This is a genomic window from Mesorhizobium loti (genome assembly GCF_013170705.1).
In the GTDB taxonomy this organism is placed as follows: Bacteria; Pseudomonadota; Alphaproteobacteria; order Rhizobiales; family Rhizobiaceae; genus Mesorhizobium; species Mesorhizobium loti_D.
Genome location: NZ_CP033334.1, coordinates 2,937,036 through 2,958,383, shown reverse-complemented (window position 1 = coordinate 2,958,383; position 21,348 = coordinate 2,937,036). Strand labels below are relative to the sequence as shown.

Genomic DNA, 21,348 nt, shown 5'->3' with positions numbered 1-21,348 from the left:
AATGGCTGGGTAGCAAGCCTTTTCCAATGGAGGTTTGCGATGGATCTGACGACTGATGCCGGCCATTCGGCCGGCCACTACCATGATGACACGCCGTTTGCCGAAGAGCGGGACCGTTACCTTCGCCACTGTGCTGAATGCGGGGCGACTCCCGCTTCGCTGACGATAAAGCGCAACGAGCTGTTGTGGATTGCCACGCGTCTCGGCCCGGATGCCGCTTCGGAAGGCATCGACATCGAGGCACTTCGACGGATTGCCATTGAGAGGCAACAGGCCCACGGAGCGGTCACAGCGGCGCGAAGAGTAGTCGATATCGGACGACCTTGGCTTCGATTTCTCGGCTGGTGGCGTGAACCGAGTGCCGGGTTTGAGTATCAGAACCAACTCGACGATTATGTGAGATGGATGCGCGATGAGCGCGGATTCACACCATCGACACTCGAGCAATGGACCCGTGTGATCGGTAGGTTCCTGCGCTGGTGTGACGAGACAAATCGGCATCTTGGCAATCTTCAGGCCGGCGACATAGACGCTTATTTCGTTACCCAGGCAACGGGACGATGGTCCCGCGTGTCGGTCGCCAATACCGCTTCGGCTCTGCGCGGATTTCTGCGCTACGCAGGAAAGCGGGGAATGTGCGCAGACAGTCTAGCCGGATCGATTTGCCGTCCCCGGCTCTATCGACAGGAGTCTCTGCCGTACGCCCCGGACTGGTCAGACGTGCAGCGCATGTTGGCCGATGCCGAGACCGACAAGCCGCGAGACATCCGCGATCGTGCAATCCTACTGCTGCTTGCGGTCTATGGAATGCGCAGCGGGGAAGTAGTGGCATTGCGCCTCGATCAGATCGACTGGTCCGGTCGGACGCTCAGGCTTTTCCGTCTGAAGCGCCGCCAGCTGCAGATCTATCCACTTGTTTCGTCTGTTGCTGAGGCGCTCGCCCGCTACATCGACACGGTGCGGCCGCCGTCATCGTGCCCAGAGATCTTCCTTTGCATGCAAGCACCCCGTCGGCCGTTGAAGGCGGGGAGCATCTATGATGTCGCGAACCGCAGATTTGTCGCGCTTGGAATCGAAGCGGCTCATCGCGGAGGGCATGCACTGCGCCATGCCTGCGCCTCTCGGCTTCTTGCCGAAGGTCTGTCGATAAAGGAGATCGGAGATCATTTGGGACACAGTAGCGCGGCGACAACCAGTATCTACGCCAAGGTGAACATCAAGGCCCTTCGCGAGGTTGCTGCATTCGACCTGGGAGAACTCCAATGATGCTGGCCGATGTCATCGACAACTATCTGGCCAAGCAGCGGTCATTGGGCATGCGTTTCGGGTCCGCCGAGGTGTTGCTGCGCCGGTTCTGCCGCGTGATGGGCAATCGCGAGATCAGCGAGATTACCCCCGAGGCGGTCGCCATCTTTCTCCAAGGCAGCGGTTCGCTCAGTGCCACATGGATGCTGCGCTACAAGGTCCTGAGCGGATTTTATCGCTTCGCCGTCAGCCGCGGCTATGCGACGTTCTCGCCACTGCCGACATCATTGCCGAAGCTGCCGCCGCAACAAACACCGTACGTCTATTCGACGGAAGAGCTGCGTCGGCTGCTGGCCGCGACCTCGATCCTGAAGGATGGGCACAGCCCCCAGGTGCCGACAATTTATCGTACCCTTCTCCTGCTGCTTTACGGTAGCGGCATGCGCATCGGCGAGGCGCTTCGCTTGGTCTTGCACGACGTGAATCTGACCGAGCAGATCATCACCGTCCGCGACACGAAGTTCTTCAAAACGCGTCTCGTGCCGATCGGACCAAAGCTCAACTGCGAGCTGGCTGCGCATATCGAACGCCGGCACCTTCTACCTTTGCCGCGCGGGGAAGAATCTGCGTTGTTCACCACGCGCGATGGCCGGCCGTGGCATTACGTGCGGGTCATTTCCTGGTTCCAGCACGTCCGTCGAGCTGCCGGAATCAGTTGCCCTATCGGCGAGCTGCGGCCGCCACGGCTGCACGATATTCGTCACACGGCGGCCGTGCACCGGGTGATTGCCTGGTATCGCTCCGGCCAAAACGTGCAACGATTGCTCCCGCAACTCGCAACCTACCTTGGCCACATCGATATACGTTCAACCCAGCGCTATTTGCAGATGACGCCGGATCTCCTCCAGGCGGCCAGCGAGCGCTTTGCACAGTACGCGATGGGGGCCGGCCATGAAGGATAAAAACCTCCTTGGCCCGTGGATCCGTCGGTTTCTACTGGAACATCTGGTCGCCGAGCGCAATCTTTCCCGCAACACCCAAGCCAGCTACCGCGACACGCTGGCCCTGTTGCTGCCGTTTGCCAGCAAACAGGAAGGCTGCGCCATCGATCGCATGACCGTCGAAGATCTGACGCCGGACATCGCCCGCAAGTTCCTGGACCACCTGGAACGTGATCGCCGATGCAGCGATGCGACCCGCAATCAACGGCTTGCGACCATTCATTCACTGGCACGCTTCATCGGCATGCGTTCGCCGGTCCACCTGGCCTGGTGTTCCGAGATAAGGGCAATACCATTCAAGAAGACGGCAAAGGCCGCGATTGGATATCTCGAAAAGGCCGAGATGGATGCGCTTCTCGGTCAACCCGACAGGCGTACGACTCTGGGCGCGCGCGACCATGCTCTGCTGCTATTCCTGTACAACAGCGGTGCTCGCGCGGATGAGGCAGCAAAATTGACGGTCGGTAATCTTCAACTGGGCGCGTCTCCTTCAGTGCGCCTTCATGGCAAGGGAAACAAGATCCGGATCTGCCCATTGTGGCCAGCGACGGCAACATCGCTGGCCGGCCTCGCGACCGATCGGGATAATAGCGATGCGGTCTTTCTGGGGCGGATGAAGGAGCCTCTGACGCGGTTCGGAATACACCGCGTCGTGACGCAATATGCTGCCATGGCAAGCAAAACCGTTCCGACCCTGGCCACGAAGCGCGTCAGCCCCCATACGATTCGGCACACAACAGCCGTCCACCTCCTGCGTGCAGGTGTCGATATCAACACGATCCGCGCTTGGCTGGGCCATGTGTCGTTGGACACCACGCACATCTACGCCGAGGTGGATCTGGATATGAAGGCCAAGGCGTTGGCCAAGGTTGATATTAGCGGCTTGAAAGAGCCCCCACGGCAACGATCCCTGCCGTCATTGATGGCATTCCTGAAAGCATTGTAGGCAACTACCATCGCCGTTCTTCTTATGTGGCGGCTTGGGCCAAGGAAGTCACCGAGAGCCTTGGCTCATCCCCTGCAACCGCAACATAAATCTGGCCGCAACATAACAGGTGTTGGACTAACCCGCTCCGCGATTGCGGAGCGGCAAGGAGGTGTGCCACCGGCGTGGTGTTGATCGCGTCGTCTGTCGCGCTGGTCATGTGTCCACAACAAGCTCCGACTGCGTCAGCATGGAGTGGCTGCTTGCAGCCCATTCCATCGGACAAAGGAGCTTGTGATGACCCAACTTCGCCAGCGCATGAGCGAGGACATGGAGGTGCGCAACCTTTCGCTCAATACCCAGCTCTCCTACCTTCAGCAGGTCTCGCTGTTTGCCCGCCACTTCGGCAAGTCGCCGGACTTGCTCGGGCGAGAGGACATTCGGACCTATCAGGTCTATCTGACCAATGAGAAGAAGCTATCGCCCGGCTCGATCCACACCGCCATTGCGGCGCTGCGGTTTCTTTACAAGGTGACGCTCGAGCGGGATTGGGCGCCTGAAGAGGTCCTGCCGCTTCCCAAGAAGCCGCAGAAGCTGCCGATCGTCCTCAGTCCCGACGAAGTTCAGCGGTTCCTCGGTTGCGTCCTCGACCTCAAACACAACGCCATCCTGACCACTTGCTATGCCGCCGGCTTGCGCATCTCGGAGGCGGTGCAGCTGAAGCCCACGAACATCGACAGCCAGAGAATGGTCATCCGCATCGAACAGGGCAAAGGTCAGAAGGACCGCTATGTGATGCTGTCGCCCAAGCTGCTGGAGATCCTGCGCGACTATTGGAAGATGCGGCGGCCAAAGGCGTGGCTCTTCCCCGGCGATCGCGCCAGCCAGCCGATCACCAGGAGTGCGGTGGGACAAGCCTGCGCGAAAGCGCGCGACCTCTCCGAATTGTCCAAACCGGTCACGCCCCATAGTTTGCGGCACGCCTTCGCCGTCCATCTATTGGAGGCCGGCGCCGACGTGCGCACCATTCAACTGCTGCTCGGTCACCGCAGCCTCGCGACCACCGCCCATTACCTGCGGATTGCCACCAACAAGGTCTGCGCCACGTCGAGCCCCTTCGAGCTCTTACCGCGTCCAGCGCCCATCCTGTCGCCACCCGCCAAACCGCAATACTTCTGAGCGGCAATGGCCCGCTCGGGGCCGGAAGTGGCGGATATCTTCCGCCGCTACGGCGAGGCCTATCGCGCACAGCATGATGCGTCGCTGTCGACCGCCCAGCGCCGTGTCATGACGGCGATTGAACTGTGCCGGACCGCCGCGCTCGGCGGGCACGTCGAAGCATGTGATCAATGCGGCCACCGACGCATCGCCTTCAACAGCTGCCGCGACAGGCATTGCCCCCGCTGCCAATCGCTGGCCCGCGCACAATGGCTGGAGGATCGTCGCGCCGAGCTTCTCGACACGCAATACTTTCACGTCGTCTTCACGCTGCCGGAGCCCATTGCCGCCATTGCCTATCAGAACAAGGCACTCGTCTACAGTCTTCTCTTCCGCGCCACCGCCGAGACGCTGCGCACCATCGCCGCCGATCCCAAACACCTGGGCGCCGAGATCGGCTTCTTCGCCGTGTTGCACACCTGGGGCCAAAACCTGCTTCATCATCCGCATCTGCACTGCGTTGTCACCGGCGGAGGCTTGTCTCGCGACGGCCATCGATGGATCGCCTGCAAGCCCGGCTTCTTCTTGCCCGTCCGGGTGCTCTCGCGTCTGTTCCGACGATTGTTCCTGGAGCATCTTACGAAAGCCTTCGAGGCCGGCCAGTTGAAGTTCTTCTCTGACTTGCAGGCCTTGAGCGAGCGCAACGCCTTCCGGCGTTATTTGGCGATGCTACGAAAGGCCGAGTGGATCGTCTATGCCAAGCCGCCTTTCGCCGGACCCGAACAGGTCCTCGATTACGTCGGCCGCTATACCCACCGCGTCGCCATTTCCAACAATCGCCTCGTCGCCATCGAGGACGGGAAAGTCGCCTTTCGCTGGAAGGACTATCGGCACGGCAGTCGGCAGAAGGTCATGACTGTCGCGGCCGACGAGTTCATTCGCCGCTTCCTGCTACACGTCCTGCCCGAGGGCTTCCATCGCATCCGCTACTTCGGCTTCCTCGGCAATCGCTATCGCGCGCAAAAGCTCGCCCAGTGCCGCGACCTGCTCGGCATGCCGGTTCCCGAGCCGTCGGACAGCCGATCCGCAAAAGACTATCGCGACCGCTACGAGGACATCACCGGGCATTCCCTCAGGCAATGCCCGGCCTGTCGTCAAGGCCAGATGATCATCATCGAAATCTTCGAGGGCGTCACCGGACGCCCGCCATACGAGGACACGTCATGAAGCAGGGGCGTCGCCCTCCTTGTCATCAGCATCGCGCCGGCCCGCTCGGAAGCCAAACTGAGCCGGTCCCGCAAAAGTGTGCGCCGTCATCACCGGCAACTTCTCCCAGGCAAGGCGCGGCGCCGATCGTCACATGCCGGAACGATATCCGTGCCGCTTTCGGCGCACGCCACGCCTTCAATCACCGCGTCGCGACCGCATCCGCACCGCCGCGCGATGGCTGTTCACGGGTGCGGCCCCAATTGAAAACCCATAGCGCCCACCCGTGCCAGCGGCTTAGTCCAACACGTTTTTAGCTCACCGTCGCGATCCACCCCAGCGCGCTCTCGCCACCCGCCCTTCAGCGCGACGCCAAGCTAAAAACGCTCTTCGCGACCGCTACGAGGACATCACCGGGCATTCCCTCAGGCAATGCCCGGCCTGTCGTCAAGGCCAGATGATCATCATCGAAATCTTCGAGGGCGTCACCGGACGCCCGCCATACGAGGACACGTCATGAAGCAGGGGCGTCGCCCTCCTTGTCATCAGCATCGCGCCGGCCCGCTCGGAAGCCAAACTGAGCCGGTCCCGCAAAAGTGTGCGCCGTCATCACCGGCAACTTCTCCCAGGCAAGGCGCGGCGCCGATCGTCACATGCCGGAACGATATCCGTGCCGCTTTCGGCGCACGCCACGCCTTCAATCACCGCGTCGCGACCGCATCCGCACCGCCGCGCGATGGCTGTTCACGGGTGCGGCCCCAATTGAAAACCCATAGCGCCCACCCGTGCCAGCGGCTTAGTCCAACACGTTTTTAGCTCACCGTCGCGATCCACCCCAGCGCGCTCTCGCCACCCGCCCTTCAGCGCGACGCCAAGCTAAAAACGCTCTGCAATATGTTCTGCAGAACATATCAGCCGCTTCTGCGATCTTTACCGGGGCTGGGCGGCACGGCTGCCGGTGACGATGCGGCAGAACTATGCTGCCGGCGACAAGCTGTTTGTCGACTATGCCGGCGACACGGTGACGGTGGTCGTCGACCGGCTCACGGGCAAGACCCGGCAGGCGCATTTGTTTATCGCGGTCCTTGGCGCCTCGAGCCTGTCCTATGCCGAGGCCCGGTGGAGCGAGACGCTGCCGGACTGGATGGAGTGCCATGTGCATGCGCTGGAGGCCTTCGGCGGCGCGCCGGCGCTGTTCGTCCCCGATAATGCCAAGGTGGCGGTGATCAAGGCCTGCCGATACGACCCGCAAGTCAACCGCAGCTATGCCGAGATGGCGGCCCATTACGGCACCGCAGTCCTCGCGGCCAGGCCAAGACGTCCCCGGGATAAGGCAATTGTTTCATAGTGAGTCCTGTTCGGTTGATGGCACGGTAATTGAGGCACGGCGGGCGGCAACGGCGTTTCGGCCCGGGCGGCCTTTGATGATCTCGAGGTCGTGAGGAATGTCCCACAGACCACGGTTGAGACTGTCGCTGCAGACTTTGGTGATGAGCCCCTGGCGCCCCCATTGATGCACCGTGGTCTCGGCGATAGCGAAGTGTTCGGCCACTTCCTGGGTGGTGAGCAGACCACAATCCCGCAGACGCTGGCGACGGCTGGGCAGGTTGTAGGCTCCACGGATAAAGGCGATCTTCTTGAGACTGAACGGCTTGCCTTCCCAGGTCCGCTGACCGCGTTCATTGAAGATATCGGCGATCTCGCGATCGCAATGACGGTCGAGCAAGCGGTCGACCTCGGCGACGAGCTCAGGCTTGAACTTGCGGATCTGGGCGATCGGCAAAGGCCGCTCCAGCGTCAAGGTGCGGGTCGCCCCGCCGGATAGTCGCACGTTTGCGGTAATCGTCTCGGCCTTGACCAGGGTGACGTCGGCGACCAGCAGCCGCAGGATGCGCTTGCGCTCGCGGACGTCGATGCGGGCATCGCTCCAGATCCGCGGGAACTGCTCGGCAAGATCGCGGACGCGTTGCTGCGTCTCGGCATCGAGGGCGGCGGCTTCCTCGGGCGCGCGTCGTTCATAGTCCTCGACGACGTCGGTGTGGAGCCGCAGCTTCTCGTTCCACTCGGCCTCGAGAGTGTCGGCAACGAGGCGATTGTCGGGATCGACCTTCATGTAGCGGCGCCGGGCGAGCTCGGCGTCATGACGCGTCCGCTCGATATGTTGTCGGCGCAACGTGTCCATCTCGGCGGCGCGTGCCTCAAGCTCGCGCTGCACCGCCAGGGTGACCTCAAGGGTCATCGGCGTCATCAGCTCGACAAGCAATGCACCCACCGCCGGGTCGACGACTTTGCCGGGCACGGACTGGCAGACCTTGCCGCCACGGCGGGTGGCGGTCTCCTGACAGATATAGGTCGGGACAGGCTGACCATGCTCCTGGCTGTAATGGACGCCCATGCGCGCGCCACACAGGCCGCAGAGAACTCTGCCCTGGAGCAAGGCGGATCCTTCGCGGACCGGTCCGGCGTGGCGCTGCATTCCGTAGGCTTGCGCATTGTCGGCGAGACGCTGCTGGTTGGCCTTGAAGCGCTCCCAGTCGATATAGCCCGGGTGCGCGTCGGGGATCACGAACCGCCAGTCAGCCATATCCACCTTGATCTGCGAGACGCCGCCGCCCGGCCGGGGCCGTCCACGCGTTCGACCGTAGACGAAGGCGCCGGCATATCTCGGATTATGCAGGACCTGGAGGATGCGGGCGTGCCGTGGCGGCGCCCACATGAGTTCGCCTTTGTGCGATCCCTTGCGCAGTCGTCGCGGGAACAGGATGCCTTCATCGAGGAAGAACTTGACGGTTCTGGTTGCGCTGCCCAGGCGCTCGAAGGTCGTGAACACCATGCGGAGCGCGGCCTGGACCTCGGCGTCCGGGTCGAGTGCGAGGGTGCCATCGGGCAAGTAGACCAAGCCCACGGGCGGCCCTATCTTCAGATCGCCGCGGCTTGCCTTGTTGAGTTGGCCGCCTCGCATGCGCGCCTTGAGGAAGTGCAACTCCGCTTCCGACATCGTTCCTTTCAAACCCAAAAGAAGTCTGTCGTTGAAGCTGGCCGGGTCGTACGAACACACATCTTAATGCCCCAATTAGATTTGGGGATGATCAACGGATAGCAGTTACCGATCCGACGCACCCACTTTATGGGCGCGATTTCATTTTGGCGGGCAGACCGAGCGGCGCCGACCCCTATCGTCAGCTTCTTGTCGTTTACCGCGATGATATTTTCCTGAAGATTCCGATCTCGGCCACCAATCTGTATCCATCGGCACCAGATCTGCCGTCAGCCAAGCTTTCAACTACGAGCGTTCGCGATTTTATTCGCCTGGTCTGCTCTGCAAAGGCGCAGGCGCCGCAAAGTTCCGTCGATATACCTGAGCATGATAGCCTGACGTCAGAAACCGAATCACCCCTATCGGACCCGCATGGTTCTCTGGAGGGCGAGCCATGATGTCGGATCTGATAACGACCCAGCATTTGTGCCGAAAAGCCGTGATTTACATCCGGCAATCGACACCACATCAGATGGTCAACAACCAGGAAAGCCTACGGCTGCAATATGCATTGCATCAGCGTGCGGGAGATCTCGGCTGGGACGAAAACAATATCGAAGTGATCGACGCGGACCTTGGCCAGAGTGGAGCTGCGGCGGCTCACCGGGCCGGCTTCAAAGATCTCCTTGGACGCGTCACATTGGGTGAAGTTGGCATCGTTCTCTCGTACGAAGTGACACGCCTTGCCCGCAATTGTTCCGATTGGTACCCACTCCTCGATTTATGCGGCTATCGGCAATGCCTCATCGGCGACCGCGACGGAATTTACGACCCGGGCTCGGCCAACGGGCGCTTGTTGCTTGGCCTGAAGGGTACGATCTCGGAAGTGGAATTGCACACGCTTCGTGGCCGCCTGACAGCCGGTTTGCTCAGCAAGGCTGAGCGGGGCGAGCTGGCATTGCTGTTACCAGCCGGGTTGGAGCGGGACGCCAATGGTGTCGTGATGAAGGATTCAAACCAGGAAGTGCAGGACCGGATTGCCCTGATATTCTCTGCATTTTGGGAGTTGGGCACCGTCGGAAAAGTGATCCGTTCCTTGCGGGATCGTGCGCTCACCATACCGCGGCGAAATCGCTTTGGCGACGTTGTCTGGCGCGTCCCAACCGCCAGCATGCTTGCCGGGATGTTGAAGAACCCGGCCTATGCCGGCGCCTTCGTCTATGGCCGCACCCAGTCCTGTCACGCCAGATATGCAAGTGGTAAGATCATCTCGCGACGCCGGCCAATGGCAGAGTGGAAAATCGTAGTGAAAGACCGCTATCCTGCTTATCTCGATTGGGAGCGTTACGAGCGGATCCAGACCATGCTGACTGACAATCATGCTGAATACCGACGAAACCAGACACGCGGTGCGCCGCGTGATGGCGCGGCGGTGTTGCAAGGCATTGTCTGGTGCGGGCGATGCGGCCATAAAATGGGCGTTGAATACAAGAACGGCAACCGTTACGTCTGCAACTTCCTGGCACGCAGCCAGGGCGGAGCCTTATGCCAGCATTTGCCAGCCGATCCCATCGACGCCCGCGTCGTTGAGGCCTTCTTCGCGGCGGCCAGTCCGGCTGAGTTGGCCGACTTGATGCACGCCAAAGATGCTCGTCAGCAGGCAGACGAGGCTTTTGAGCGCGCTGAAGAGCAGCAGATCAAACGGCTGCGTTATCAAGCGCTGCTCGCAGAACGGCAATACGATCGGGTTGACCCAGACAATCGGTTGATCGCGGCAGAGTTGGAGCGCCGTTGGGAGAGGGCTCTGCGTGAGCTTCGTCAAGCGGAGGATGCACTTGAGCGCCGTCGCGCGATGCAAAGTCAATCTGACGATCTGACGCCGACAGAACAGAATGATTTTATCGCTGCCGGTTCGCAACTTCCTGAATTTTGGCAGAGACCTGACATAGAGTGGGGACGCAAGAAAGCCTTAATACGCAGCTTGATCGACAAAGTGATCCTGCAACGGGTGGTCCGAGATCGGATTACGATCCGCATCGTTTGGCGAGGCGGTGAAGTTACCGAACGCGAGGTCGAGCCGAGAGTTCATGCCTTGAGCGCCCTGTCTCGCGGCGCCGAGATGAAGGTCCGGCTGCTCGAACTGGCTCATCAAGGGCTCGACGACACGGCAATAGCGGCCAGACTGACTAAGGAAGGTTTCCGCTCACCGCGCCGCAGCTACGTTCCTGTGCGCACCGTCCAGGTCGTCCGACAAGGCCATCGCGTATTGAGGCAGTCTACACCAGCCCGCTCTTACCACATTCCCGGGTGGCTATCGGTGTCTGAATTAGCGATGGCGGCGGACGTTTCTCGATCCTGGATCCGGCATCGAATCCGCAATGGCGTGATCAGTATCCACCAAAGCGCCACTCACAAACGCGTTCTGTTTCCAGATGCCGCTGCAACAATCGCCGCAATAAAAGAGCTCAAATCCGGCGTGCGGCAACACCTCGACTTTACTCAATCCGCTACCGAATGAGGGTATCAACATGATAGATCGTAGACGCCATCCTCATCGAGGATGAGGGTGCTGGTCAGGGCGCACAGCTCAAGCAGCCGGTGCCAGTCGGCGGAGTTGCGGGCCAGGCGCGAGACCTCCAGCCCCATGACGACGCCGGCCTTGGCGAGGGCTACTTCGCTGACCAGTTCCTGGAAGCCGTCGCGGGCAACGGCGCTGGATCCTGATTTGCCCAGGTCGCAGTCGATCACGTGGACGCGTTCGGCCGGCCAACCGGCGGCAATGGCGCGATCACGCAGCCCATACTGTCGCTGCGTGCTCTCGCCGTTCTCGGCGACCTGTCGCAGCGTAGACTGACGGATGTAGAGGTAGGCGTCGCGCCGAAGGTGATCGGCGGTGACTTTGAGGTCAGGCATGTGCTGGCTCCGCGGTTAGCGTGACAACAAGGCTGGCAAGGATGAGGGTAAGCTCGCTGGTGGCGATCGCGCCTGCCGACGGGGGGCGATGTACCGGGCAAGGCGGCGTAAAGTTGGGTGTTGTCGTTGCGGCCTTGATCCAGGCGACCATGCCTTGACGGCGCAGGGTTACGAGTCCTGATCCGGTGATCAGCCGGGCGCTGAGCACCGCGGCGCGCAGTTGTTCGTATGTGCCGACGAGGCTGGTCGCGCGGACGGTTAAGGCAGATCGAGTGGTTTTTTTTTGGGCGCCGTGGCCCGCTCCAGACTTCGCCGGTGCACCCTGACGCCAAAGCGTGTGGCGATAGCGTCTACACATTGCGGCACGGTGAGGTCGGGCCTCGTCGTCCTGAGTTGGTCGATGTAGGCGATGACCTCGGCAGAGATCTTGTGTCCGCCCTTTGGACCCCGCTGCCGGGGCACCAGCCCGGCGAGGCCCTGGTCGGCCAAGGCGCTCTGAGCTTTGTAGAAGGTCGGCCGCGAGACCCCGAAGGCGCTGGCGACGTCGCTGATCGGCACGCGATCGGCCTGATGGCGGCGCACCATCTCGTAGCGGACCTGCACAAGGTCCCTGGCATCGAAGAAGGGATTGCCGGCAAACAGGGTGTCGCGCACGGCCTCGGGGTGGGGGTTGAGTGCGCCGTCGCGGGCCAAGGCCTCGGCCTTTGGGTCGCGTCGTCCTGGCTTTGGCTTCGCCATGACCATCATCCAAATTGATTCGTAAATATAAATACGCCTTACCTGGTGAGACGTCAAACAAGGTCGCTTCACGGTGCCCGAGACAAATCCTGCAATTCTGGGCATACCTGCGGTATCCGAGCAGGCGTTGCGGCGTAATTTGCCTTACACCAGCGGCGTATTTAACCTTACGCATCCTTCGCCTCCACCGGCGCAGAGACCCGATCCAGCAGCGTCAGCAAATCCAATAGGTCGACCGTCCGGAACGCCGCGCGCCCGGCCGCGACGCGCCGGAATGCGTCAGGCTGCTCCATGTCCGTCATTGCGGCGGCAATCGTGGGCAAGGTCCCGTCCGCCGCCCTGTAGATCACCCGGTCGTCGCCCCAATGCGGGCTGCGGCTGATCACCTCGAAAGTCTGGCCCTTAAGAGGGTGGAATGGATGCGTAATGCGGACCGTGAGGCCGGTCGTCCCCATACGGGCTGCAGTTGACGGCTTTATCCAAGGCAAAAGTTGAGTCGGCGGTGCTTATTGTCGAGCGCTGGCTGCTCGGCCGCCTGCGCCACCGCGTCTTCTATAGCCTGGCCGACGTCAACGCCGCGATCGGCGAACTGCTTGCCGATCTGAACGATCGTCGGATCTTGCGCCGGGTCGGCCGGACGCGGCGTCAGCTGTTCGAGGAGATCGATCGCCCGGCGCTGCGCCCGCTGCCCGTCGAGCGCTACGTCTATGCCGAATGGCGCGTACGCCGGGCCGGGCTCGATTATCATGTCGAGATCGAACGCCATTATTACTCAGTGCCGTATCGCTTGGCGCGCGAGCAGGTCGAGGCGCGGATCACCGCCAACACCATTGAGCTGTTCCACAAGGGCGAGCGGATCGCTGCCCACATGCGAAGCGGCAATGGCCGGCATACGACCGTGGCGGCGCACATGCCGTCCTCACATCGAAGGTTTGCCGACTGGACGATCGAGCGGATCACCCGGGAAGCTTCCGCGGTCGGCTCCAACGCGGCGCTGCTGTGCGAGCGCATCCTTGCCGATCGCCCGCATCCCGAGCAGGGCTTCCGGGCCTGCCTGGGCATCATCCGCTTGGTCAAGGGCTTCGGCCGGGAGCGCGTCAACGCCGCCTGCGGGCGCGCGCTCGAGATTGGCGCGCGCACCTACGGCTTCGTGCGGTCGATCCTCGACAACCGGCTCGACCAGACGGCGGCATCGCGTCCGGCGGCACGAGATCCCATCGAACACCCCAACATCCGAGGCTCACGCTACTACCACTGAAGAGGAGAACTTCATGCTTGCACATCCTACCCTCGACCGCCTGCACGCCATGGGCCTGGCCGGTATGGCCAGGGCATTCGACGAACTGGCCGCCAATGCTGAGGCGGAGCAGCTTTCCCATGCCGAATGGCTCGGCCTGCTGCTCGATCGTGAGTGGAACTCGCGATACGACCGCAAGCTCGCCGCGCGACTGCGCTTCGCAAAGCTCCGCCACCAGGCCGCGCCTGAAGATGTCGACTATCGCAGCGAGCGTGGTCTCGACCGCGCGCTGTTCGTCAAGCTCATCGCCGGCGACTGGATCGACGCCCATGACAATCTGGCCATCTGCGGCCCTTCAGGAGTCGGCAAAAGCTGGCTGGCCTGCGCGCTCGGCCACAAGGCCTGCCGGGATGATCGCTCCGTCCTCTACCAGCGCGTTCCACGCCTGTTTGCCAATCTGGCGCTGGCCCGGGGCGACGGACGCTACGCGCGACTGCAACGCACGCTCGGACGCGTCCAGCTCCTGATCCTCGACGATTGGGGACTTGAGCCGCTCGACGATCAGGCCCGTCATGATCTGCTTGAAATCCTCGAGGACCGATACGGGCGCCGCTCGACCATCATCACCAGCCAGCTGCCGGTGTCCGCCTGGCATGACGTGATCGGAAATCCGACCTACGCCGATGCCATCCTCGACAGGCTCGTCCACAATGCCCATCGCATCGATCTCACAGGCGAAAGCTTGCGCCGAAATCAACAGCGAAAAGCTTGACACCAATCGCGAACGAAATGACAACAATCACAGCCAGCAGAGCTCCAGCCCCAGGGGGCGACATCATGTCGGAATCCGGGGGCGCAATCATCTCAGAATCAAGGGGCGGCTTCGTCGGAATCGGCAGCGCTGCAAGCGGCGAGAGTCGACGTGGACATTTTGCTGCCTAGTCTAGTGCTACCCCGGCTCAGGGGGCTTGTTGGCGTCCGTATGGTGCGGAGGACGAGCTGGCGACATGGCGATGAAGATTCCAGACCTCGCTATCATGATGCCTCCAAAGCTCGCCTGCTGGTCAAAGGAGACGGTTGGATCGTAGTTGAGAGCTATACCTGGATTGGAGCAGACGCACGATCTTTGATCCGACGGAGCCCTTCGGTAAGCACATGGTCAAACGGCAGAAGCCAACTCAATGCGAAAGCTGCCAAGGCATAGGGGGCGCGCCAGCGGATAGCTCGCTTCCGGTTCTACCGCACATTGAGACGCGACAGGTCGTGCGAACCGTTCGCCGATCGCAATTGCGAGAAATCGTCCCGTTATCGGACACGACCATTTATGAAATGGAACAACGAGGCGAGTTCCCCCGACGGTTCAATCTGACCCCCCGCTGCGTCGTTTGGGACCTGGGAGAAGTCGAAGCCTGGATTCAGGAACGCCGGAACGCGTCCTTTGCTGGTTCGATCGAACTGGCCCCGGGACCAGACGTGCGGTCGCGGAAGACGAAGCCCGTCAAATCGGATCGAGGATGACGGCTGCCCCGGAAATCGGCTGCAGTGTGGGTGCGTGTTTGTTGCCAGCCGCCCACGCTTCAATCATGTCGGCCCATTCCTGCAGCATGTGGCGCCGCTGCGGTTCGTATTCAGCCTTGTTATAGACGCCGCGGGAGGAGCGACTGTCTTCGTGTGCAAGGCATTTTTCGATCCAGTCGCGATTGAATCCGATCTCGTTTAGCAGCGTGGAGCCGGTCCGCCGTAGATCGTGCACCGTAAAGGGAGCAAGCGGCAGATTTTGTTGTTTTGCGCGGTCCACAATCGTCATCGTAATCCGATTGAAGGTCGCGCGCGACATGGGTTCGTCGGCGTCATAGCGAGATGGAAGCACGTATCGAGAGTTCGCAGCGCAAGTCTTGAGCGCAATCATGATGTCGAGGGACTGGCGGGATAGGTAGACGTTATGTGGCTTCTTCCGCTTCATTCGCTCTTTGGGAATGCTCCATACCGCGTTCTCGAAGTCGACCTCATCCCACGTCGCGTCCAGAAGCTCACTCTTCCGAACCATCGTGAGCAGGATCAGCTTTAGGCCCAGCCGAATGGTCGGCAAAGTAGGCACATTCTCCAACTCTTTCAGCATGATTCGAATTTCTACGGGTGACAACGCCCGGTCTTTCGCCTCGAAGGTGGCTATCGAAGATGGCCCTACCTTGTCCGCCGGATTAGCGATCTTCTCGCCGTGCAGAATGGCATAACCATAGACCTGCTTAACAATATCCCGGACATGAATGGCGGTTGCTGGTGCGCCACGGTCCCGGACCTTTGCGCACAGCGCCCGCAAATCGTCCGATGTTATTTCTGTGAGGAGCCTTTTGTCCCAAATCGGCAAGATGTCTCGATCGAAGATGGCTTTGCGCATGGAGCGCGTGCTGTCCGCCATCTTCGCCCCTTTAAACCATCTTCTGCCGGCATCGCCGAACGTCCCCGTCTCAGACAAGCGCCTCTTGTCACGCTGCTTTTCCTGGGCTGGTGATTTTCCGGCTGCCACCATTTTTCGTGCTGCAAGACAGCGGTCACGCGCCTCTGCTAGCGAGATGCCTCCCTCACCATAGCGGCCCAGCGTCACTGTCTCTCTCCGACCATTCACGCGGTAGTCGTATCGGAACGATATCTGCCCTGTAGGAGCCACGGTCGCGTACATACCGTCACGATCAGTGACTTTGTATATTTTATCTTTTGATTTCAGCTTCTTAAGTGCGATGTCTGTGAGCATAGGAGGAGACAAATGGGCGCATCTAGGATTGTGAAATGCCTAATTTTACCGTCATTCGTTTTACCGTCAAGGCTCTGGGAGAGCCCATTGGATTCAATGCCTTACGTCGAAAGCTGCCAACAGGCTTGAGTCCGGCGCAGTGACGGCATCACTCTGCAGCGAAGATGACGCGAAAAGGAATGCCGTCAGATCTACCGTCAAATGGTTCCGCTTGGGGGCGATAGTCAGCGATAGACGTAGAGACGAAAGCAGATAAAATTCAGACGTTTAATGAAGTTTCCTCGATAGTCCCCGAATGCTGGCGAACGACCCCAAATCATTCCCACTCGATCGTACCAGGCGGCTTCGACGTCACGTCGTAGACGACGCGGTTGATGCCTCGGACCTCGTTGATGATGCGCGTGGCGGCGGCGCCCAGGAAGGCCATGTCATAGTGATAGAAGTCCGCCGTCATGCCGTCGACCGAGGTGACGGCGCGCAGCGCGCAGACGAATTCGTAGGTGCGGCCGTCGCCCATCACGCCGACGGTCTGCACCGGCAAGAGCACGGCAAAGGCCTGCCAGATGGCGTCGTAGAGGCCAGCCTTGCGGATCTCGTCGAGATAGATGGCGTCGGCTTCGCGCAGGATCTCCAACTTTTCGCGCGTGATGCCGCCCGGGCAGCGGATGGCCAGGCCAGGACCCGGGAACGGATGGCGGCCGATGAAGCTCTCGGGCAGGCCGAGTTCCTTGCCGAGCGCCCTCACCTCGTCCTTGAACAGTTCGCGCAGCGGCTCGACCAGCTTCATGTTCATGCGCTCGGGCAGGCCGCCGACATTGTGGTGCGACTTGATGGTCACCGACGGACCGCCGGTGAAGGAGACGCTTTCGATGACGTCGGGATAGAGCGTGCCTTGCGCCAGGAAGTCGGCGCCGCCGAGTTTCTTGGCCTCTTCCTCGAACACTTCGATGAACAGCCGGCCGATGGTCTTGCGCTTCTTCTCGGGGTCGACCTCGCCTTCCAGCGCCGAGATGAATTTTTCCGAGGCATCGACCAGGATCAGCGGCAGATTGTAGTGTTGGCGGAACATCGCCACCACGCCCGCCGCCTCGTCCTTGCGCATCAGGCCATGGTCGACGAGAATGCAGGTGAGCTGGTCGCCGACCGCCTCGTGGATCAGCAGCGCCGCGACCGAGGAGTCCACGCCGCCTGACAGCGCGCAGATGACCTTGCCCTTGCCAACCTGCTTGCGGATCGCCTCGACCGCGTGCTCGCGGTAGGCGCGCATCGTCCAGTCGCCCTCGATGCCGGCGATGTTGTGGACGAAGTTCCTGAGCAGCCTCGCGCCATCGGGCGTATGCACCACCTCGGGATGGAACATGATGCCGTACATGCGGCGCTCGACATTGCCGAAGATGGCGAAGGGCGAACTTTCCGACTTGCCGAAGACCTGAAACCCCGGCGGCAGGGCGATGACGCGGTCGCCATGGCTCATCCAGACCTGATGCCGCTGGCCCGTCGCCCACAGACCCTCGAACAGCGGGCTGTCCTTCTCGATCTCGACGAAGGCGCGGCCGAATTCGCGATGGTTGGAGCTTTCGGCGACACCGCCCATCTGCACGCACATCGCCATCTGGCCGTAACAGATGCCAAGCACCGGCACGCCGGCATCGAAGACGATCTGCGGCGCTCGCGGGCTGCCGATATCAGATGTCGAGGCCGGACCGCCGGACAGGATCACGGCCTTGGGATTGATGCGCTTGAACGCGGCTTCGGCCGACTGGAACGGCACGATCTCGGAAAACACGCCGGCCTCGCGGATGCGGCGGGCGATGAGCTGCGTAAACTGGCTGCCGAAATCGACAATCAGGACGGTGTCGGGGTGATTGGCTGTTGTCATGGCGAGCGTTTAGAGAAAGAAATGAGTCTGCGCAATGGGTTGCTTAGCCTGACTTTCAGACGGGTCTTGCCTGGCCATTGGATGGAGCAGTCCGCAGCAGACCCGACCCGATCGCCTGTTCGAGGCGCATGACGGCCTCGGCCAGCTTCTCGTCGATGACGTGCAGATATTCCGTCCAGTCGCCGACATGCCTGAGATCAGCCGCGCCGTCGGAAATGCCGCGCAGCCCGATCAGGGGCACATCGAACAGCTGGCAGGCGCGCAGGCAGGCGAAGGTTTCCATGTCGACCATGTCGGCCGCGATCGTGTCGTAGGCCCCGCCGGTGACGATCGCGCCGCCGGTCGACAGCGTGGCCTCCCTGATTTCGGGTATCCGCAGCGGCAACGGCACGATGGCCGGCAGGTCGAGGAACGGCGTCGCGCCTTTTTCGAAACCAAGCGGCGAAGCATCGATGTCGCGATAACCGACCGAGACGGCCTGATAGATTTCCGTTTGTTCCAGGGTCCGGCTGCCGGCCGAGCCGAGCGACACGACGAGATCCGGCAACGCCTTTTCCGACTTCAACCAGGAGAGTTCGGCGCCAAGCCGAACAGCGGCTTCGACAGGGCCGACGCCCGTCATCAAGGGCGTGAACAGCCGCTGCAGATGTGGACCATATTCTGCCTGCGCCGCCATGACGAAGAGGACATCCTTGCCGCCAATTCGCGTAACATTAGCCATCAGCCCGCAATCCCATCGCGGCCCACCACCGTCATCATCGTCCCCGTCATGGTCGCGATCAACTTGGCTTCGCCGTCGACAGCAAAAGCATAGGCCTGGCCATCGGCGACGATGATGGTGCGGCCAGGCTTGGTCACCGAGCCGCGAAACAGGAAGCGCTCGCCCCTGCCCGGCGCCAAAAGGTTGACCTTGAACTCGATAGTGAGCACGCCGGAATTTTCCGGCATCAGGGAAAAGGCCGCATAGCCGCAAGCCGAATCCAGCGCCGTCGAGATGACACCGGCATGCAGGAAGCCGTGCTGCTGGGTCAGTGCCGCGGAATAGGGCATCTCGATTTCGATGATGCCGGGCGTCACCAGTGTCAGTTCGGCGCCGATCGTGGCCATCGCCTGCTGGCGCGCGAAGGACGCCCTGACACGATCCTCATAGTCCGGAGCCGGTACGATCTTTGCTGCCATCGCAATTGCCTTCAGTTTTGCCGGAGAAGCTTATCGCAGAGGCATGGGCGGCAGGCAAATGCTTTTGCTGCACTGCAACAAAACGACATTGGAGGGACCTAGTTCAACCACAGGAGCGAAGCGTTGAGGGTGGCGGCGAAGGCCACCCATGCCGCGTAAGGCACGAACAGCCAGCCCGAAAGCCGGTCGCGGTTCCAGGCTCTCACGATGAACAGCACGATGCTGGCGAGAAGGAGCACGATGACGACCAAGGCGGGTCCCATCATCCTTGCGCCGAAGAAGGTCGGTGACCATAGGAAATTCAGGGCGAGCTGGAGGCCCCAGATTTTCATCGCCGCTCCTGCCGGTGCTCGCTCCCACGTTCTCCAGCCGGCCACCGCGATCAGCACGTAGAGCAGTGTCCAGGCGGGCGCGAAGACCCAGTTGGGCGGATTGAAGGGCGGCTTCACCAGCGATGCATACCAGGCGCCCGGCAACGTCGCATAGCCGATCAGCAAGCCTCCACCGAGCACCAGGACAAGGAAAAGCAGCAACGACAGATATTTTTTCAAGAATCCCACCCCCACAGCGACACGGCGCCGCGCATCTGCAACTGGGGCACCGGCGCTCCTTGTCAACGGCAGCGTTCAACTCACCTTGCGCATGGCGCAGAAGTAAAACCCGTCAGTGCCGCTCAGCGCCGGAGACAGCGAAATATCCACGCCAGCGCCAATTCTCGCGGCCGCCTCGTGGCCCGGAAAACAGCTATCCCAGAGCGCGCGGTGATCGAGCGGGGCAAAGCCACTGTCGCGCTCGCGAAACGCGGCGACCTGTTCGCCGTTCTCCTCGTCGAACACAGAGCAGGTGATGTAGACCAGCAGGCCGCCGGGCTTCACATACGCCTTGGCGGCATCGAGGATCGCGGATTGCTCACCCTTGCGGGCATCGAGCTGCCTTTGCGTCAGCCGCCATTTCGCATCGGGACGGCGCCGCCAGGTGCCGCTGCCGGTGCAGGGCGCGTCGACCAGCACGATATCCATATGGCCAGAGAGCGGAGCGAGTTCGGCCGGCTTGGTGACGACCTGCACATTGCGGTTTTCCGAGCGTCGGATGCGGTCGAAAATCGGCGCCAGCCGCGCCTTTTCGGCATCATGGGCAAAGATCTGGCCCCGATTGTCCATCGATGCCGACAGCGCCAGTGTCTTGCCGCCGGCGCCGGCGCAGAAGTCCAGCACCTGCATGCCGGCCTCGGCGCCGGCAAGCGTCGCCGCTATTTGCGAGCCCTCGTCCTGCACCTCGAACCAGCCTTTCTGGAAGGCCGGCTCGGACTGAACGTTCGGATGCCTGCCGTCGCCATCGATCGGCGGAATGCGGATACCGAGCGGCGCGATCCGCGCGGCCTGCGCCCCGGTATCGGCCAGTTCCTTGAGGACCTTGGCACGATCGGCCTGCAGTGTGTTGACCCTGATGTCGAGCGGCGGGCGGGTCGCCAGCGCCGCGCCCTCCCCGACCCATGCCTCGCCAAAGGCCCGTTCGAAAAGCGGCTGGCACCAATCGGGTATGTCGGCCCGCACCGCAGATGGGGCATCGGCAAGCCGGCGACCGGCGATCGTCTGCAGCTCGGTGGTGCTGAGCAGCGGCGGTGCGAACTTGTCACCGTCGAGCGTGTCGTTGAGCGACTGCGCCATCTGGCTCCATTCCAGCAACAATGCGCCGAAGCCGATGGCGCGCGGCGTGTCTTCGCCAAGCAGCCAGCCGGCGGAGCGTTTGTGGCGCAGCGCGTCGTAGACGATGTTGCCGATGGCCGCGCGATCACCGCCGCCAGCGAAGCGATGTGACAGGCCCCAATCCTTCAGCGCATCGGCCACCGGCCGGTGACGCCGGCCAATGTCCTCCAGCACTTCGATGGCCGCAGCCAGCCGTCCGCCCAGTCGCATCGGTCATTCCATCAAATCGTGATCTATCGCCTGCTCTTAGAGCCTTTCGCGTCCGGATTGAACCCCGCTCCGTCTCGCGACGAAGAGGCCGTCCGAAATCCGTCCGATCAATAAATCTCGCGCGCCGGCAACAGCAGATCGATCAATAAATGCAAGGTGTCTAATGTTCGCAACTGCCGACCGCAAGCACGACCTGTGGGACAACCGCTCTGCTTTCCAAGT

18 protein-coding genes and 4 pseudogenes are annotated in these 21,348 nt (G+C 61.6%); 12 read left to right on the top strand and 10 right to left on the bottom strand.

Features of this window, described 5'->3' with window-relative positions:
- Positions 1-39: 39 nt before the first annotated feature.
- The 7 genes and pseudogenes from EB815_RS14315 to istA form a co-directional block, all read left to right on the top strand.
- Positions 40-1,266: a tyrosine-type recombinase/integrase gene (locus EB815_RS14315; protein ID WP_065005785.1), complete on the top strand. Its 1,227-nt coding sequence runs from the start codon at positions 40-42 to the stop codon at positions 1,264-1,266.
- A complete protein-coding gene (locus EB815_RS14310) occupies positions 1,263-2,207 on the top strand; it encodes a tyrosine-type recombinase/integrase (RefSeq protein WP_065005786.1) in 945 nt (314 codons plus the stop codon). Before EB815_RS14315 ends, EB815_RS14310 begins: the two co-directional genes overlap by 4 nt.
- Positions 2,197-3,192, top strand: a complete 996-nt coding sequence (locus EB815_RS14305) for a tyrosine-type recombinase/integrase (protein WP_065005787.1) — start codon at positions 2,197-2,199, stop codon at positions 3,190-3,192. The genes EB815_RS14310 and EB815_RS14305 overlap by 11 nt, the downstream gene beginning before the upstream one ends.
- 276 nt (positions 3,193-3,468) lie before the next feature.
- Positions 3,469-4,350 (top strand): tyrosine-type recombinase/integrase, encoded by an 882-nt coding sequence (locus EB815_RS14300; protein WP_065005788.1) that lies wholly within the window; start codon positions 3,469-3,471, stop codon positions 4,348-4,350.
- Between the two features lie 6 nt (positions 4,351-4,356).
- Positions 4,357-5,556: an IS91 family transposase gene (locus tag EB815_RS14295; protein WP_065005789.1), complete on the top strand. Its 1,200-nt coding sequence runs from the start codon at positions 4,357-4,359 to the stop codon at positions 5,554-5,556.
- 352 nt (positions 5,557-5,908) lie between these two features.
- Positions 5,909-6,055 (top strand): annotated as a pseudogene (locus EB815_RS34130) (IS91 family transposase); the annotation flags it as partial.
- A gap of 393 nt (positions 6,056-6,448) precedes the next feature.
- Positions 6,449-6,877, top strand: a pseudogene (gene istA, locus EB815_RS14290) (IS21 family transposase); the annotation flags it as partial.
- Here the strand turns inward: istA and EB815_RS14285 are convergent.
- Positions 6,878-8,533: a recombinase family protein gene (locus EB815_RS14285; protein WP_245303401.1), complete on the bottom strand. Its 1,656-nt coding sequence runs from the start codon at positions 8,531-8,533 to the stop codon at positions 6,878-6,880.
- 146 nt (positions 8,534-8,679) lie between these two features.
- Here EB815_RS14285 and EB815_RS14280 point away from each other — a divergent pair, with 146 nt between their 5' ends.
- Together EB815_RS14280 and EB815_RS14275 are read left to right on the top strand one after the other, a co-directional pair.
- Positions 8,680-8,970 (top strand): hypothetical protein, encoded by a 291-nt coding sequence (locus EB815_RS14280; RefSeq protein ID WP_155767380.1) that lies wholly within the window; start codon positions 8,680-8,682, stop codon positions 8,968-8,970.
- A complete protein-coding gene (locus EB815_RS14275; RefSeq protein ID WP_065005791.1) occupies positions 8,967-11,030 on the top strand; it encodes a recombinase family protein in 2,064 nt (687 codons plus the stop codon). Before EB815_RS14280 ends, EB815_RS14275 begins: the two co-directional genes overlap by 4 nt.
- 17 nt (positions 11,031-11,047) lie before the next feature.
- Here the strand turns inward: EB815_RS14275 and EB815_RS14270 are convergent.
- From EB815_RS14270 to EB815_RS14260, 3 genes and pseudogenes are all read right to left on the bottom strand, one after another.
- Positions 11,048-11,425, bottom strand: a pseudogene (locus tag EB815_RS14270) (recombinase family protein); the annotation flags it as partial.
- 258 nt (positions 11,426-11,683) lie between these two features.
- The gene (locus EB815_RS14265; protein ID WP_065005804.1) at positions 11,684-12,163 is read right to left on the bottom strand and encodes a helix-turn-helix domain-containing protein; all 480 of its coding nucleotides are present in this window, start codon (positions 12,161-12,163) and stop codon (positions 11,684-11,686) included.
- 167 nt (positions 12,164-12,330) lie between these two features.
- Positions 12,331-12,618 carry a DUF5372 family protein gene (locus EB815_RS14260; protein ID WP_081295214.1) on the bottom strand — a complete coding sequence of 96 codons (288 nt, stop codon included), beginning with the start codon at positions 12,616-12,618 and terminating at the stop codon, positions 12,331-12,333.
- A 26-nt stretch (positions 12,619-12,644) separates the two neighbouring features.
- Here EB815_RS14260 and EB815_RS14255 point away from each other — a divergent pair.
- The 3 genes and pseudogenes from EB815_RS14255 to EB815_RS14245 all read left to right on the top strand — a co-directional run.
- A pseudogene (locus EB815_RS14255) lies at positions 12,645-13,421 on the top strand (Mu transposase domain-containing protein); the annotation flags it as partial.
- 13 nt (positions 13,422-13,434) lie between these two features.
- A complete protein-coding gene (gene istB / locus EB815_RS14250; RefSeq protein ID WP_065005793.1) occupies positions 13,435-14,172 on the top strand; it encodes an IS21-like element helper ATPase IstB in 738 nt (245 codons plus the stop codon).
- Between the two features lie 383 nt (positions 14,173-14,555).
- Positions 14,556-14,918: a helix-turn-helix transcriptional regulator gene (locus tag EB815_RS14245; RefSeq protein ID WP_019859994.1), complete on the top strand. Its 363-nt coding sequence runs from the start codon at positions 14,556-14,558 to the stop codon at positions 14,916-14,918.
- On the opposite strand, the gene EB815_RS14240 is transcribed toward EB815_RS14245, so the two are convergent.
- The 6 genes from EB815_RS14240 to EB815_RS14215 all read right to left on the bottom strand — a co-directional run bounded on the left by EB815_RS14240 (position 14,899) and on the right by EB815_RS14215 (position 21,126).
- A complete protein-coding gene (locus EB815_RS14240; RefSeq protein ID WP_065005794.1) occupies positions 14,899-16,152 on the bottom strand; it encodes a tyrosine-type recombinase/integrase in 1,254 nt (417 codons plus the stop codon). The two genes, EB815_RS14245 and EB815_RS14240, sit on opposite strands and share 20 nt — an antisense overlap.
- A 316-nt stretch (positions 16,153-16,468) precedes the next feature.
- Positions 16,469-18,031, bottom strand: a complete 1,563-nt coding sequence (guaA, locus tag EB815_RS14235; RefSeq protein ID WP_056565210.1) for a glutamine-hydrolyzing GMP synthase — start codon at positions 18,029-18,031, stop codon at positions 16,469-16,471.
- Between the two features lie 55 nt (positions 18,032-18,086).
- On the bottom strand, positions 18,087-18,752 hold the full coding sequence (locus tag EB815_RS14230) for a 5'-methylthioadenosine/S-adenosylhomocysteine nucleosidase (protein ID WP_056565213.1): 666 nt from the start codon (positions 18,750-18,752) through the stop codon (positions 18,087-18,089).
- On the bottom strand, positions 18,752-19,210 hold the full coding sequence (locus EB815_RS14225) for a PaaI family thioesterase (protein WP_013893903.1): 459 nt from the start codon (positions 19,208-19,210) through the stop codon (positions 18,752-18,754). Before EB815_RS14225 ends, EB815_RS14230 begins: the two co-directional genes overlap by 1 nt.
- A 98-nt stretch (positions 19,211-19,308) precedes the next feature.
- Positions 19,309-19,761, bottom strand: a complete 453-nt coding sequence (locus EB815_RS14220; RefSeq protein WP_056565217.1) for a TspO/MBR family protein — start codon at positions 19,759-19,761, stop codon at positions 19,309-19,311.
- Between the two features lie 75 nt (positions 19,762-19,836).
- Entirely contained in the window at positions 19,837-21,126 is a 1,290-nt protein-coding gene (locus EB815_RS14215) for an RsmB/NOP family class I SAM-dependent RNA methyltransferase (RefSeq protein WP_056565220.1), read from the bottom strand.
- Between the last annotated feature and the right edge of the window lie 222 nt (positions 21,127-21,348).

Excerpts from the sequence above, each read along its gene's own strand:
- EB815_RS14285 (WP_245303401.1), bottom strand. The coding sequence starts at position 8,533 with ATGTCGGAAGCGGAGTTGCACTTCCTCAAGGCGCGCATGCGAGGCGGC.
- EB815_RS14240 (WP_065005794.1), bottom strand. The coding sequence starts at position 16,152 with ATGCTCACAGACATCGCACTTAAGAAGCTGAAATCAAAAGATAAAATA.
- EB815_RS14300 (WP_065005788.1), top strand. The coding sequence starts at position 3,469 with ATGACCCAACTTCGCCAGCGCATGAGCGAGGACATGGAGGTGCGCAAC.
- EB815_RS14230 (WP_056565213.1), bottom strand. The coding sequence starts at position 18,752 with ATGGCTAATGTTACGCGAATTGGCGGCAAGGATGTCCTCTTCGTCATG.
- guaA (WP_056565210.1), bottom strand. The coding sequence starts at position 18,031 with ATGACAACAGCCAATCACCCCGACACCGTCCTGATTGTCGATTTCGGC.
- EB815_RS14315 (WP_065005785.1), top strand. The coding sequence starts at position 40 with ATGGATCTGACGACTGATGCCGGCCATTCGGCCGGCCACTACCATGAT.
- EB815_RS14260 (WP_081295214.1), bottom strand. The coding sequence starts at position 12,618 with ATGGGGACGACCGGCCTCACGGTCCGCATTACGCATCCATTCCACCCT.
- EB815_RS14295 (WP_065005789.1), top strand. The coding sequence starts at position 4,357 with ATGGCCCGCTCGGGGCCGGAAGTGGCGGATATCTTCCGCCGCTACGGC.
- EB815_RS14275 (WP_065005791.1), top strand. The coding sequence starts at position 8,967 with ATGATGTCGGATCTGATAACGACCCAGCATTTGTGCCGAAAAGCCGTG.
- EB815_RS14265 (WP_065005804.1), bottom strand. The coding sequence starts at position 12,163 with ATGGCGAAGCCAAAGCCAGGACGACGCGACCCAAAGGCCGAGGCCTTG.
- EB815_RS14245 (WP_019859994.1), top strand. The coding sequence starts at position 14,556 with ATGGTCAAACGGCAGAAGCCAACTCAATGCGAAAGCTGCCAAGGCATA.
- EB815_RS14310 (WP_065005786.1), top strand. The coding sequence starts at position 1,263 with ATGATGCTGGCCGATGTCATCGACAACTATCTGGCCAAGCAGCGGTCA.
- istB (WP_065005793.1), top strand. The coding sequence starts at position 13,435 with ATGCTTGCACATCCTACCCTCGACCGCCTGCACGCCATGGGCCTGGCC.
- EB815_RS14225 (WP_013893903.1), bottom strand. The coding sequence starts at position 19,210 with ATGGCAGCAAAGATCGTACCGGCTCCGGACTATGAGGATCGTGTCAGG.
- EB815_RS14305 (WP_065005787.1), top strand. The coding sequence starts at position 2,197 with ATGAAGGATAAAAACCTCCTTGGCCCGTGGATCCGTCGGTTTCTACTG.
- EB815_RS14215 (WP_056565220.1), bottom strand. The coding sequence starts at position 21,126 with ATGCGACTGGGCGGACGGCTGGCTGCGGCCATCGAAGTGCTGGAGGAC.